The 14,578-nt window shown below is 72.4% G+C and carries 8 protein-coding genes; 7 read left to right on the forward strand and 1 reads right to left on the reverse strand.

Going from position 1 to position 14,578, the window contains the following annotated elements; genetic code table 11:
* Positions 1 to 223 precede the first annotated feature (223 nt).
* The 3 genes from ACFY4A_RS27665 to ftsY all read left to right on the forward strand — a co-directional run bounded on the left by ACFY4A_RS27665 (position 224) and on the right by ftsY (position 6,957).
* A complete protein-coding gene (locus ACFY4A_RS27665) occupies positions 224 to 3,895 on the forward strand; it encodes an AAA family ATPase (protein WP_390832047.1) in 3,672 nt (1,223 codons plus the stop codon).
* Positions 3,896 to 4,158: 263 nt separating this feature from the next.
* Positions 4,159 to 5,574 (forward strand): sugar porter family MFS transporter, encoded by a 1,416-nt coding sequence (locus ACFY4A_RS27670; RefSeq protein WP_390832048.1) that lies wholly within the window; start codon positions 4,159 to 4,161, stop codon positions 5,572 to 5,574.
* Positions 5,575 to 5,748: 174 nt separating this feature from the next.
* A complete protein-coding gene (ftsY, locus tag ACFY4A_RS27675) occupies positions 5,749 to 6,957 on the forward strand; it encodes a signal recognition particle-docking protein FtsY (RefSeq protein WP_390832049.1) in 1,209 nt (402 codons plus the stop codon).
* Positions 6,958 to 7,385: 428 nt separating this feature from the next.
* Here ftsY and ACFY4A_RS27680 read toward each other — a convergent pair whose 3' ends face one another.
* Positions 7,386 to 8,048, reverse strand: a complete 663-nt coding sequence (locus ACFY4A_RS27680) for a bifunctional DNA primase/polymerase (protein ID WP_390832050.1) — start codon at positions 8,046 to 8,048, stop codon at positions 7,386 to 7,388.
* Between the two features lie 446 nt (positions 8,049 to 8,494).
* Here ACFY4A_RS27680 and ACFY4A_RS27685 point away from each other — a divergent pair, with 446 nt between their 5' ends.
* The 4 genes from ACFY4A_RS27685 to ACFY4A_RS27700 all read left to right on the forward strand — a co-directional run bounded on the left by ACFY4A_RS27685 (position 8,495) and on the right by ACFY4A_RS27700 (position 14,506).
* Positions 8,495 to 9,979 carry a hypothetical protein gene (locus ACFY4A_RS27685; RefSeq protein ID WP_390832051.1) on the forward strand — a complete coding sequence of 495 codons (1,485 nt, stop codon included), beginning with the start codon at positions 8,495 to 8,497 and terminating at the stop codon, positions 9,977 to 9,979.
* A gap of 319 nt (positions 9,980 to 10,298) precedes the next feature.
* Positions 10,299 to 11,663 carry an ammonium transporter gene (locus tag ACFY4A_RS27690; RefSeq protein WP_390832052.1) on the forward strand — a complete coding sequence of 455 codons (1,365 nt, stop codon included), beginning with the start codon at positions 10,299 to 10,301 and terminating at the stop codon, positions 11,661 to 11,663.
* Positions 11,660 to 11,998 carry a P-II family nitrogen regulator gene (locus ACFY4A_RS27695; RefSeq protein ID WP_390832053.1) on the forward strand — a complete coding sequence of 113 codons (339 nt, stop codon included), beginning with the start codon at positions 11,660 to 11,662 and terminating at the stop codon, positions 11,996 to 11,998. The genes ACFY4A_RS27690 and ACFY4A_RS27695 overlap by 4 nt, the downstream gene beginning before the upstream one ends.
* 24 nt (positions 11,999 to 12,022) lie before the next feature.
* The gene (locus tag ACFY4A_RS27700; protein ID WP_390832054.1) at positions 12,023 to 14,506 is read left to right on the forward strand and encodes a [protein-PII] uridylyltransferase; all 2,484 of its coding nucleotides are present in this window, start codon (positions 12,023 to 12,025) and stop codon (positions 14,504 to 14,506) included.
* Positions 14,507 to 14,578: the final 72 nt, after the last annotated feature.

Here is a 14,578-nt window from a genome sequence, read left to right on the forward strand (position 1 = left end):
CACAGTGGTTGGGCTGCCCATCAACCGCTCAGTTGTCAGAGTTGCAAGGGACGCTTCGGCGTCCCTTCTTTCTTTCCCCCGCCCTTCTTGCCCCGCCTTCGTTGCCCCCGCGCATCCTTTCAGCGTCTTTAACATTTGGTGTGCCCTGCATATTCACAGGCGAAACCGCGCGGTTGCGGGGGTTCGTGGAGTGGGGTAGCGGCGGCCGGTAAAGTCCGGCGGCGTGCACCTCAAGGCCCTGACCCTCCGCGGGTTCAAGTCGTTCGCCTCGGCGACCACGCTCCGGTTCGAACCGGGGATCACGTGCGTCGTCGGTCCGAACGGCTCGGGCAAGTCCAATGTCGTGGACGCGCTCAGCTGGGTCATGGGCGAACAGGGGGCCAAATCGCTGCGCGGCGGCAAGATGGAGGACGTCATCTTCGCCGGCACCACCGGCCGCCCGCCGCTCGGCCGCGCCGAGGTGTCCCTCACCATCGACAACTCCGACGGGGCCCTGCCCATCGAGTACGCCGAGGTCACCATCACGCGGATCATGTTCCGCAACGGCGGCAGCGAGTACCAGATCAACGGCGACACATGCCGGCTGCTCGACATCCAGGAACTGCTGTCCGACTCCGGCATCGGCCGCGAGATGCACGTCATCGTCGGCCAGGGCCAGCTCGACTCCGTCCTGCACGCCGACCCCATGGGCCGCCGTGCCTTCATCGAGGAGGCCGCCGGCGTCCTCAAGCACCGCAAGCGCAAGGAGAAGGCGCTCAGGAAACTGGACGCGATGCGGGCCAACCTCGCGCGCGTGCAGGACCTCACCGACGAACTGCGCCGGCAGCTCAAGCCCTTGGGCCGTCAGGCGGCGGTGGCGCGCAGAGCCGCGGTCATCCAGGCGGACCTGAGGGACGCGCGCCTTCGGCTCCTGGCCGACGACCTCGTCGGCCTGCGCGAGGCACTGAAGGCCGAGATCGCCGACGAGGCGGCCCTGCAGGAACGCAAGGAAGCCGCCGAGCAGGAGCTGAAGAAGGCCCTCCAGCGCGAGGCCCTGCTGGAGGACGAGGTGCGCCGGCTCGTCCCGCGCCTCCAGCGCGCCCAGCAGACCTGGTACGAACTGTCCCAGCTCGCCGAACGCGTGCGCGGCACGATCTCGCTCGCCGACGCGCGCGTGCAGAGCGCCACCTCCGCGCCCCCCGAGGAGCGGCGCGGCCGCGACCCCGAGGAACTGGAGCGCGAGGCCGAGCGCGTGCGTGCGCAGGAGGCCGAGCTGGAGGCAGCCCTGGAGGCGGCCCAGCGTGCCCTGGAGAACACCGTCGCCCACCGCGCCGAACTGGAACGGGAGCTGGCCGTCGAGGAGCGGCGCCTGAAGGAAGCGGCCCGCGCCATCGCCGACCGCCGTGAGGGCCTGGCCCGGCTGGGCGGCCAGGTGAACGCGGCTCGTTCGCGCGCCGCCTCCGCCCAGGCCGAGATCGAGCGGCTGGCCGCCGCCAGGGACGAGGCCCAGGAACGCGCCGTCCACGCCCAGGAGGAGTACGAGGTACTCAAGGCCGAGGTCGACGGCCTCGACGCGGGCGACGAGGAGCTGGCCGGGCGGCACGAGGGGGCGAAGGCGGCGCTGGCCGAGGCGGAGGCCGCCCTCATCGCCGCCCGAGAGGCGGTCACCGCGGCCGAACGCAAGCGGGCGGCGACCCAGGCCCGGCACGATGCGCTCGCCCTGGGCCTGCGCCGCAAGGACGGCACGGGAGCCCTGCTCGACGCCAAGGACCGCCTCACCGGGCTGCTGGGCCCCGCCGCCGAACTCCTGACGGTCACCCCCGGCTACGAAACGCCCCTGGCCACCGCCTTCGGCACCGCCGCCGACGCCCTGGCCGTGACCACCCCCTCCGCCGCGGCCGACGCCCTCCGTCTGCTGCGCAAACAGGGCGCGGGCCGGGCCGCGCTGCTCCTCGCGGGCCCCTCACCCGAAACCCCCACCCGGAGCGGTGCGGCGGAAGCCGAGCTTTCCACGGCCGGTGGGCCGGAGGGCGCCCTTGCCGGGTGGGGTGGGTCCGAGGACCGTACCGGCGGTGCGGCGGGCGCGCCCCCCACCACCGGCACCCCCGTGTCCGGGCCCCCCTTCGCCGCCGAGTTCGTGCGCGGTCCCGCCGAGCTGATGCCCGCCGTGCGGTGGCTGCTGTGGGGAATCGTCGTGGTGGGGACGCTGGAGGACGCGGAGGATCTGGTCCTCGCGCGGCCCGAGCTGACCGCTGTGACCGCCGAAGGGGATCTGCTCGGGGCGTACTTCGCACAGGGTGGCTCCGCGGGGGCGCCCAGTCTGCTGGAGGTGCAGGCCTCCGTGGACGAGGCCGCCGCCGAGCTGGAGGAGCTCGCAGTGCGGTGCGAGGAGCTGACCGAGGACCAACGGCGGGCCGGCGAGCGGCGCGGCCGGTGCGCGGCGCTGGTCGAGGAGCTGGGGGAGCGGCGGCGGACCGCCGACCGGGAGAAGTCGGCCGTCGCCCAGCAACTGGGCCGGCTCGCCGGTCAGGCGCGCGGCGCCGCCGGAGAGGCCGAGCGGTCCACGGCCGCCGCCGCCCGCGCCCAGGAGGCCCTCGACAAAGCCCTGCAGGAGGTGGAGGAGCTCGCCGAGCGGCTCGCCGCGGCCGAGGAGATGCCGATCGAGGAGGAGCCCGACGCCTCCGCACGCGACCGGCTCGCGGCCGACGGCGCCAACGCCCGCCAGACCGAGATGGAGGCCCGCCTCCAGGTCCGTACGCACGAGGAACGGGTCAAGGGGCTGGCGGGCAGGGCCGACTCGCTGGACCGCGCAGCCCGTGCCGAACGCGAGGCACGCGCGCGTGCCGAGCAGCGGCGCGCCCGGCTGCGTCACGAGGCGGAGGTCGCCTCGGCGGTCGCCTCCGGCGCCCGGCAGCTGCTCGCGCACGTCGAGGTCTCCGTGGCCCGCGCCGAGGAGGAGCGGGCCGCCGCCGAGGCCGCCAAGGCCCAGCGCGAGCAGGAGCTGACCGCCGCCCGCACCGAGGGCCGGGAGCTCAAGGCCGAACTCGACAAGCTGACCGACTCGGTCCACCGGGGCGAGGTGCTCGGCGCCGAGAAGCGGTTGCGCGTCGAGCAGCTGGAGACCAGGGCACTGGAGGAACTCGGTGTCGAGCCGACGGGCCTGATGGCGGAGTACGGGCCGCACCAGCTCGTCCCGCCCTCGCCCCCCGCCGAGGGCGAGCAGCTGCCGGAGGACCCGCAGCACCCCCGCAACCGGCCCCGGCCCTACGTGCGGGCCGAGCAGGAGAAGCGGCTGAAGGCGGCCGAGCGCGCCTACCAGCAGCTCGGCAAGGTCAACCCGCTGGCCCTGGAGGAGTTCGCGGCGCTGGAGGAACGCCACAAGTTCCTCAGCGAGCAGCTCGAGGACCTCAAGAAGACCCGCGCCGACCTGCTCCAGGTCGTCAAGGAGGTCGACGAGCGCGTCGAGCAGGTCTTCACGGAGGCCTACCGGGACACCGCCCGGGAGTTCGAGGGCGTCTTCGGTCGGCTCTTCCCGGGCGGCGAGGGCCGGCTCGTACTGACCGACCCCGACAACATGCTCACCACGGGCGTGGACGTCGAGGCACGCCCGCCGGGCAAGAAGGTCAAGCGGCTGTCCCTGCTCTCCGGCGGCGAGCGGTCGCTGACCGCCGTCGCGCTGCTCGTATCGATCTTCAAGGCCCGTCCGAGCCCCTTCTACGTCATGGACGAGGTCGAGGCGGCCCTCGACGACACCAACCTCCAAAGGCTGATCCGGATCATGCAGGAGCTTCAGGAGGCCTCGCAGCTGATCGTGATCACGCACCAGAAGCGCACGATGGAGGTCGCCGATGCGCTCTACGGCGTCTCCATGCAGGGCGACGGTGTGTCGAAGGTCATCAGCCAGCGCCTGCGGTAGCACCGCGTCAGCACCCCGGCACGTGTGTTGCCGGGATCCCGCGTGTCTCCGTCACTTCGGGGTAGACGGACGATGTCCGCCAGCTTGACTACAACACTTGAATCGAAGTCGGGGGGTCTGCGGCTATTCGATGTCGATGACCAGGCAAGTTGACTTCGATACATGAAGGCATAGTCTCTGTACGTTGTTTTTGTCTTCAGGTCTGATCACCTGGAGGGGCTACCCCACCCCGGCAGCGTTGCCGGTGTGTCCGAGGAGTACACGTGACCACAACGCAGGCCCCAGGGCCAGGAGCCCGGACGGCTCACCCCGAACATCTCGGACACGTCATCTTCATCGCCGCGGCCGCCGCGATGGGCGGCTTCCTGTTCGGGTACGACAGCTCCGTGATCAACGGCGCCGTCGAGGCCATCCGGAGCCGCTACGGCATCGGATCTGCGGAGCTGGCCCAGGTCATCGCCATCGCCCTGATCGGCTGCGCGATCGGCGCCGCGACCGCGGGCCGTATCGCCGACCGCATCGGCCGCATCCGCTGCATGCAGATCGCCGCGACCCTGTTCACCATCAGCGCCGTCGGCTCGGCCCTGCCGTTCGCCCTGTGGGACCTCGCCTTCTGGCGGATCGTCGGCGGCTTCGCCATCGGCATGGCCTCGGTCATCGGCCCCGCCTACATCGCCGAGGTCGCGCCGCCCGCCTACCGCGGCCGCCTCGGCTCCTTCCAGCAGGCCGCGATCGTCGTCGGCATCGCCGTCTCCCAACTGGTCAATTGGGGTCTGCTCAACGCCGCCGGCGGCAACCAGCGCGGCCGGCTGATGGGCCTGGAGGCCTGGCAGGTCATGCTCGGCGTGATGGTCGTCCCGGCCATCCTGTACGGACTGCTCTCCTTCGCCATCCCCGAGTCCCCGCGCTTCCTGCTCTCCGTCGGCCGCCGCGACCGGGCCCGGCGGATCCTCGCCGAGGTCGAGGGCGACCACATCGGCCTCGACGCCCGCGTGGCCGAGATCGAGACCGCCATGAAGCGCGAGCACAAGTCCACCTTCAAGGACCTGCTCGGCGGCAACTTCCTCTTCAAGCGGATCGTCTGGATCGGCATCGGCCTGTCCGCCTTCCAGCAGTTCGTCGGCATCAACGTCGCGTTCTACTACTCCGCGACGCTGTGGCAGTCGGTCGGCGTCAACCCGACGGAGTCGTTCCTCTACTCGTTCACCACGTCGATCATCAACATCGTCGGCACCGTGATTGCGATGATCTTCGTCGACCGCATCGGCCGCAAGCCGCTCGCGCTCATCGGCTCGTCCGGCATGGTCGTCGGCCTGGCCCTGGAGGCCTGGGCGTTCTCGTACCCCCTGGTCGGCGGCAAGCTGCCGGCCACCCAGGGCTGGGCCGCCCTGATCGCGGCCCATGTCTTCGTCCTCTTCTTCGCCCTGTCCTGGGGTGTGGTCGTCTGGGTCCTGCTCGGCGAGATGTTCCCGAACAGGATCCGCGCCGCCGCCCTGGGCGTGGCGGCCTCCGCGCAGTGGATCGCCAACTGGGCCATCACCGCGAGCTTCCCGTCGCTGGCCGACTGGAACCTCTCCGGGACCTATGTCATCTACACGGCCTTCGCCGCGCTCTCCATCCCGTTCGTCCTGAAGTTCGTCAAGGAGACGAAGGGCAAGGCGCTGGAGGAGATGGGGTAACCGTCCCGCACCGACTCCTGCTGCCCCGGCTCGCGCACCGAGCCGGGGCGTACGTGCTCGTGAGGGCGTTCCCCACCCTGTGAGCCGGGCGGCCGGTAGGCCCGGTATTCAGGGGCACGCGGCCCGTCAGGACTACCACTGACCGCCCAGGCGGTCACGCATACTGGACAGGTTATGGAAACCATCATCCTTGCTGTAGTTATCGCCGTGGTCGTGCTCGGCGCGCTCGGCGGGCTCATCATCGGCAGCCGGCGGAGGAAGCCGCTGCCCCCGCCGCCGCCCTCGGCGCCCGACATCACCGCCCCTCCGGCCGAGCCACACGTCGGCGAGGAGGCCGAGACGCCGCGAGAGGAGCCGCGGCGGACGATCGAGGAGGTGGACCTGCCCGACGGCTCGGCTCCCGTCGCCGTCGAGGAGCCGCCCGTCGAGGAGCTTCCGGCACCTCCGATCGAGGTGCCCGAACCCACCGCCGGCCGTCTGGTGCGGCTGCGCGCCCGCCTCTCCCGCTCGCAGAACGCCCTGGGCAAGGGCCTGCTCATTCTGCTGTCCCGCGAGAACCTCGACGAGGACACGTGGGAGGAGATCGAGGACACCCTGCTGACCGCCGACGTCGGTGTGCAGCCCACCCAGGAGCTGGTCGAGCGGCTGCGCGAGCGCGTGCGTGTGCTCGGCACCCGCACTCCCGAGGAGCTGCGCGGACTGCTGCGGGAGGAGCTGCTCACGCTGATCGGCCCCGACATGGACCGCACCGTGAAGACCGAGCCGGCCACCAGCAAGCCGGGCATCGTGATGGTCGTCGGTGTCAACGGCACCGGCAAGACCACGACGACCGGCAAGCTCGCCCGCGTCCTGGTCGCCGATGGCCGCAGCGTCGTGCTGGGCGCCGCCGACACCTTCCGCGCGGCCGCCGCCGACCAGCTGCAGACCTGGGGCGAGCGGGTCGGCGCCTACACCGTGCGCGGCCCGGAGGCCGGCGACCCCGCCTCCGTCGCCTTCGACGCGGTGAAGGACGGCAAGGAGATGGGCGCCGATGTGGTGCTCATCGACACCGCCGGCCGCCTGCACACCAAGACCGGCCTCATGGACGAGCTGGGCAAGGTCAAGCGCGTCGTGGAGAAGCACGCGCCACTGGACGAGGTGCTGCTCGTGCTCGACGCGACCACCGGCCAGAACGGCCTGGTCCAGGCCCGCGTCTTCGCCGAGGTCGTCGACATCACCGGCATCGTGCTCACCAAGCTGGACGGTACGGCCAAGGGCGGCATCGTGGTCGCCGTCCAGCGCGAGCTGGGCGTGCCGGTCAAGCTGGTCGGCCTCGGCGAGGGTCCCGACGATCTGGCCCCCTTCGAACCGGAGGCCTTCGTCGACGCACTCATCGGAGACTGACCCCCACCTCCCGAGCGCCCGCCCCGATCCCACCGGGTGCGGGCGCTTCCGTCTACGGGCCCGGGACGCGGAGCCGAAGCGGCAGAACGATGACCGCCCCGGCGGGCCGACTCACTCGCGGCCGCTGTCCGCCCGTCCAGGTGCCCCGCTGGGGATGCGGCCGATGAGGCATTTTCGGACCGCTGTGAAGGGCGAGCTCTCTTGCGCGGGGTCGGCGAGCGCCGCGCACTCGCCGACCCCGCTCGGTGGGAGGGTGCTCGCGCCGTGCACCTCCTGGGGGACGGCTCGTAGCGGTCTTGCTGCGCAGGTTGAGCCCGCAACACTCGTGCTGCTCGGCGAGACTGCTCCCGTGGGCGCCGCTCGGCGGGACCGAGCCCCGGCGCCCGCTCGGCTGCGGATGTTGCCGGTGCCGGGCGAGGCCGGTCGGGTCATGCCCGGGACCGGTGGGCCACGTAGGCCAGGGTGCCGAGGAGGAGGCGGGCCTGGGGTGGCCTGGACGTGTCGAGGGCGGGTGGGCGGAGCCAGCGGACCGGGCCGCGGCCGCCGCGGTCGGACGGCGGGGCCGTGAGGAACGTGCCGGGGCCGAGACCGCACAGGTCGAGGGAGGCGGGATCGTCCCAGCCCAGGCGGTAGAGCAGGGCGGGCAGCTCGGCGGCGGCGCCGGGGGCGACGAAGAACTGGGCCCGGCCGTCCGGGGTGGCGGTCACCGGGCCGAGGGGGAGGCCCATGCGCTCCAGCCGGGCCAGGGCGCGACGCCCGGCCGGCTCGGCGACCTCGATGACATCGAACACGCGGCCGACGGCCAGCATCACCGCGGCCCCGGGCAGCTCCCGCCACGCCCTGGTCACCTCGTCGAGTGTGGCCCCGGCCGGGATCTCGGGCGCGAACTCCAGGGTGTGGGCGCCCGGAGCCGGGCAGTCCGTGCGGCCGCAGGAACAGGCACCGCCGAGGGCCCGCGCGCCCCGCACCACGTCCCAGCCCCACAGCCCGGTGTACTCGGCCACCGCCGTGCACTCCGACGAGCGGTACGACCGGCCGCGCCGCCGGGTGCCGGAGCGGATCTCGCGCATGCCGCCGATCGTGAAGCCCATGCCCCCTCCAACGGGTCCACCACCCCGATGGTTACGAGGCGGATGCAGATCGTAACTCTCTGCGACTGCTCTTCCTCGGCCGTGCCGGGTCCATGCGCCCTGCGGAAGCGCCGCGGGTGGTGTGTCCGGCGGTGTGCGCCCTCGCGTGCGCCGCTCCGCTCGCCTACGGCTGTCCTATGTCAAGTGAATCGCGCCAGGGCTACCGAGGGTTCATTCGAAGGGGTGGCGAATGGTGGCGTTTCAGCGATCCCCGTGGCTGAGCGGGTGATCGTAGGATTACTGTGAGTGTGCGAGGCCTGGGGCACATGCACTCGTGGGTATGCCGGAGGCAAGTCGGCAGTCGGTTCGAAGGGTGAGAATCGGCGGACGAACGGCCTTGTTGACCGGCATTCTGATAGGGCTTGGCGCACCAAGCGGCAAGTGGTCTCAGGGATGGGGGCGTTCCAGTGAGCGGCAACGACGGAAGCGGGACGAGCGCTGCGAGCGCGGACAAGCGCCCGAACGAGCTGCTCGCCTCGTGGTTCGTGCGCAGCGGCTGGTCCAAGGGCGAGCTCGCCCGCCAGGTCAACCGCCGCGCCCGCCAGCTGGGCGCCAACCACATCTCCACCGACACTTCGCGCGTCAGGCGGTGGCTGGACGGCGAGAACCCGCGCGAGCCGATCCCCAGGATCCTCTCGGAGCTCTTCTCCGAGCGCTTCGGCTGCGTCGTCGCCGTGGAGGACCTCGGTCTGCGCACCGCCCGCCCGACCCCCTCCGCCACCGGTGTCGACCTGCCCTGGACGGGCCCGCAGACCGTGGCCCTGCTCAGCGAGTTCTCGCGCAGCGACCTGATGCTGGCGCGGCGCGGCTTCCTCGGAACCTCGCTGGCGCTGTCCGCGGGCCCGTCCCTCATCGAACCGCTCCAGCGCTGGCTCGTGCCCGTGCCCCCGGCTGCCGCCGAGGAGCCCGAGCCGCAGGCCGCCTCCCGCCGCCCCGGCCGGCTCTCCCGGCCCGAGCTGGAATTGCTGGAGACCACCACCGTGATGTTCCGGCAGTGGGACGCCCAGTGCGGCGGTGGCCTGCGCCGCAAGGCGGTCGTCGGCCAGTTGCACGAGGTGACGGACCTCCTCCAGGAGCCCCAGCCCGAACCCACCGGCCGCCGGCTGTTCAAGGTCGCCGCGGAGCTCGCCGAACTGGCCGGCTGGATGAGCTACGACGTGGGGCTCCAGCCCACCGCGCAGAAGTACTTCGTCCTCGCCCTGCACGCCGCCAAGGAAGCCGGCGACAAGCCGCTCGGCTCCTACGTCCTGTCCAGCATGGGCCGCCAGATGATCCACCTCGGCCGCCCCGAGGACGCCCTGGAGCTCATCCACCTCGCGCAGTACGGCAGCCGCGACTGCGCGAGCCCGCGCACCCAGTCCATGCTGTACGCGTTGGAAGCCCGGGCCTACGCCAACATGGGCCAGCCCGGCAAGTGCAAGCGCGCCGTGCGCATGGCCGAGGACGCCTTCGCCGACGCCGAGGACTGGGACGAGCCCGACCCCGACTGGATCCGCTTCTTCTCCGAGGCCGAGCTGTACGGCGAGAACTCCCACTCCTTCCGCGACCTCGCCTACGTCGCCGGCCGCAGCCCCACCTACGCCTCCCTGGCGGAACCGCTGATGCAGAAGGCGGTGGAGCGGTTCGCCGAGGACCACGAACACCAGCGGTCGTACGCCCTGAACCTCATCGGCATGGCCACGGTCCACCTGCTCCAGCGCGAGCCGGAGCAGAGCACCGGGTACGCGAGGCAGGCCATGAGGGTGGCGAAGAAAGTCCGCTCCGAGCGAGTGAACACCCGTATCCGCAAGACCGTCGACAACGCCGTACGCGGCTACGGGGACCTCGCGGAAGTCGTCGACCTGACCGAACAGCTCGCCGCCGAACTGCCCGAGACCGCCGAGGCCGTCTGACAGCGCCTCCCCGACCCCGGCCGCGGCCGGCCCTCCCGAACTGCCCGACTCGGCTCCCCCATGCCTGGTCATCGGAAGGCCGCCCGCGGCCGGCCTGTTTTTTCCGACACGCGCTCCACGGCACGTGACCACGCGATTCACCGGCACGTAACACAGCAGACCTCTTCGTCACCCCGGCGAAACAACGAGAGGCGGCCACCGAAACCGCGCTGAGCCAGTCTCGTGGCACGGTCGGTCGGCCAACCCCTCGCCGACCGGACCGCGCAAGGCTTCGCCCGGCCGCCCGCACGGGGCCGTACCGACCGACGAGGAGATGCCGATGGCACCAGCCGCCATCATGCTGGCGGCGGACGCGCCCAAACTGTCGTCCGCCAACACCGGCTTCATGCTCATCTGTTCCGCCCTGGTGATGTTGATGACCCCCGGCCTGGCCTTCTTCTACGGAGGCATGGTCCGGGTCAAGAGCACGCTGAACATGCTGATGATGAGCTTCATCAGCCTCGGCGTCGTCACCGTCCTGTGGGTGCTCTACGGCTTCTCGATGGCCTTCGGCGCCGACCGGGGCTCCCTCATCGGCTGGACCTCCGACTTCGTCGGCTTCAGCGGTATCGGCAAGACCGAGCTGTGGCCCGGATACACCATCCCGGTCTTCGTCTTCGCCGTCTTCCAGATGATGTTCGCGATCATCACCCCGGCCCTGATCAGCGGAGCCCTGGCCGACCGGGTCAAGTTCAGCGCCTGGGGGCTGTTCCTGGTGCTGTGGGCCACGGTCGTGTACTTCCCGATCGCCCACTGGGTCTGGGGCGCCGGCGGCTGGGCCAACAAACTCGGCGTGATCGACTTCGCGGGTGGTACCGCGGTCCACATCAACGCCGGTGCGGCGGCACTCGGCGTGATCCTCGTCATCGGCAAGCGCATCGGCTTCAAGAAGGACCCGATGCGCCCCCACAGCCTCCCGCTGGTCATGCTCGGCGCGGGTCTGCTGTGGTTCGGCTGGTTCGGCTTCAACGCCGGTTCCTGGCTCGGCAACGACGACGGCGTCGGCCCGCTGATGTTCGTCAACACCCAGGTCGCCACCGGCACCGCCATGCTCGCCTGGCTCGCCTACGAGAAGATCCGGCACGGCGCGTTCACCACCCTCGGAGCCGCCTCCGGCGCGGTCGCCGGCCTGGTCGCGATCACCCCGTCCGGCGGTGCGGTCTCCCCGCTCGGCGCGATGGCCGTGGGCGCCGTCGCCGGCGTCCTGTGCGCCACGGCGGTCGGCCTGAAGTACCGCTTCGGCTACGACGACTCCCTCGACGTGGTCGGCGTCCACATGGTCGGCGGCGTCGTCGGCTCCCTGCTGATCGGACTCTTCGCCAGCGGCAAGGGCCAGTCCGCCGTCCGGGGCCTCTTCTACGGCGGTGGCCTGGAGCAGTTCTGGAAGCAGTGCGCCGGTGTCTTCGCCGTCCTCGCCTACTCCCTGATCGCCTCCGCGGTCCTCGCCTTCCTCCTGGACCGGACCATCGGCATGCGGGTCACCGAGGACGAGGAGATCTCCGGCATCGACCAGGCCGAGCACGCCGAGACCGCGTACGACCTCACCGGCGCGGGCGGCGGAGTCGTCACCGCCGTCACCGCCCCGGCCCTGGCCGCCGCGCAGATCAAGAAGGCCGCCACGCTGAGCAGGAAGGTGGATGCATGAAGCTCATCACCGCCGTGGTCAAGCCCCACCGGCTCGACGAGATCAAGGAGGCCCTCCAGTCGTTCGGCGTCAACGGCCTCACCGTCACCGAGGCCAGCGGCTACGGACGTCAGCGCGGCCACACCGAGGTCTACCGCGGAGCCGAGTACACCGTCGACCTGGTGCCCAAGATCCGCATCGAGGTGCTCGCCGAGGACGACGAAGCCGAGCAGCTGATCGAGGTCATCGTCAAGGCCGCCCGCACGGGCAAGATCGGCGACGGCAAGGTCTGGTCCCTGCCGGTCGAGACGGCGGTCCGGGTCCGCACCGGCGAGCGCGGCCCGGACGCGCTCTGAACGGCGCGAGGACAGGAGCCGCCGATGACGGGCGCGGACGTGCGGAGCGAAGCGGAGAACTCGGGACCCGGCGGCTACGCGGCGGCCCGGCTGCGCCTCCTCACCGAGGGGGCACGGTCCGGGCCAGCGCGCCGCGCCGCGCTCGCCGAACTGACCGACCGCTGGCTCGCGCAGTTGTTCACCGCGGCGGCCGGAGGCCTGCGGCGCGTCGCCCTCGTCGCCGTGGGCGGCTACGGGCGCGGAGAACTGTCGCCCCGCAGCGACCTGGACCTCCTGCTCCTGCACCACGGCGGCGACCCCGAGGGGATCGCCGACCTCGCCGACCGCCTGTGGTACCCCGTGTGGGACCTCGGCATCGCCCTCGACCACGCGGTCCGTACCCCGGCCGAGGCCCGCCGGGCGGCGGTCGAGGACCTCAAGGTGCAGCTCGGCCTGCTGGACGCCCGGCACCTCGTCGGCGACCTCGGCCTGACGACCGCACTGCGCACGGCGGTCCTCGCCGACTGGCGCAACCAGGCGCCGAGACGTCTGCCCGAACTACGGGAACTGTGCGCCGAACGCGCTGAACGGCAAGGCGAGTTGCGGTACCTCCTGGAACCCGACCTGAAGGAGGCCCGCGGTGGTCTGCGGGACGCCACCGCCCTGCGCGCCGTCGCCGCCTCCTGGCTCGCGGACGCCCCGCGCGAGGGCCTCGCCGACGCCCGCCGTCGGCTGCTCGACGTGCGCGACGTCCTGCACCTGACGACGGGCCGCGCCACCGACCGGCTCGCGTTGCAGGACCAGGACCAGGTCGCCGCGGAGCTGGGCCTGCCCGACGCCGACGCGCTCCTGCGCCAGGTGTACGAGGCGGCACGCGTCCTGTCGTACGCCGGTGACGTCACCTGGCGCGAGGTGGGGCGTGTGCTCCGGGCGCGCGCCGTGCGGCCGAGGCTGCGCGCCCTGCTCGGCGGCGGGAAGCCGGTCGCGGAGCGCACCCCGCTCGCCGAAGGGGTGGTGGAACAGGACGGCGAGGTCGGGCTCGCCCGCACCGCGCGCCCCGAACGCGACCCCGTGCTTCCGCTGCGCGCCGCGGCCGCCGCCGCGCAGGCAGGCCTGCCGCTCTCCCCGCACGCCGTACGGCACCTCGCGGCCACCGCGCGCCCCCTGCCCACGCCCTGGCCCGCCGAGGCCCGCGAACAGCTCGTCACCCTGCTCGGCTCGGGCCGCCCCACCGTCGAGGTCTGGGAGGCACTGGAGGCGGAAGGACTGATCACCCGGTTGCTGCCCGACTGGGAACGGGTGCGCTGCCGCCCGCAGCGCAACGCCGTTCACCGCTGGACGGTCGACCGCCACCTGATCGAGACCGCCGTACGCGCCTCCGCCCTCACCCGCCGGGTCGGCCGCCCCGACCTGCTCCTGGTCGCCGCGCTGCTGCACGACATCGGCAAGGGCCGGCCCGGCGACCACTGCGCGGCCGGCGAGATCATCGCCGCGGACGTGGCCGGGCGCATCGGCTTCGACCCGGCGGACACCCGGGTGCTCGCCACCCTCGTACGCCACCACCTGCTGCTCGTCCAGACCGCCACCCGGCGCGATCTGGACGACCCGGCCACCGTCCGCGCCGTCGCCGAGGCGGTCGGCACCCAGAGCATCCTCGAACTGCTGCACGCCCTCACCGAGGCGGACGCCCTGGCCACCGGGCCGGCCGCTTGGTCGTCCTGGCGCGGCTCCCTCGTCACCGACCTGGTCGGACGCGTCCGCGCGGTCCTCGCCGGGGACGTCCCCGACGAGCCCGAGCCCGCCGCGACCACCGCCGAGCAGGAACGGCTCGCCATCGAGGCCTTCCGCACCGGCGGGCCGGCCCTGGCCCTGCGGGCGCAGACCGAGCCGCCCACCGAGCCGTCCATCGAGCAATCCGCCGGGGAACCCCGGGGCGAGCCCTCGGGGCAGCCCGAGGCGCTCGGGGTGGAACTGCTGATCGCCGTCCCCGACCAGCCCGGCGTCCTGCCGTCGGTCGCCGGAGTGCTGGCGACCCACCGGCTCACCGTCCGCACGGCCGAGCTACGGCCCCTGGACCTGCCGGACGGGTTCGCCGGCGGCTCCGTGCTCCTGCTGGACTGGCGGGTCGCCGCCGAGTACGGCGCCCTGCCCCAGGCCGCCCGGCTGCGCGCCGACCTCGTCCGGGCACTGGACGGCTCCCTCGACATCGCGAGCCGCCTCGCCGAACGGGACGCCGCCTATCCGCGCCGCCACGGTGTGGCGGCACCCCCGCCCCGGGTCACGGTCGCCCCGGCCGCCTCCCGGCACGCGACCGTGATCGAGGTCCGCGCCCAGGACGCGCCGGGGCTGCTGTTCCGGATCGGCCGGGCGCTGGAGGACGCGAAGGTACGGGTGCGCAGCGCCCACGTCAGCACCCTGGGCGCGAACGCCGCGGACGCCTTCTACGTCACCGGCCCGGCGGGCGACCCGCTCCCCGACGAGGAGGCGGCGTCCGTGGCACGGCGGCTGGAAGAGGTGCTGCGGACGTGACCCGACGCACGGGCGGGGACGAATCCCTTGCGGGGCCGGATACCCTGGAGGGCGATCCATCCTGTCGCCTAT

It is taken from the genome of Streptomyces sp. NPDC001292 (assembly GCF_042896465.1).
GTDB lineage: Bacteria > Actinomycetota > Actinomycetes > Streptomycetales > Streptomycetaceae > Streptomyces.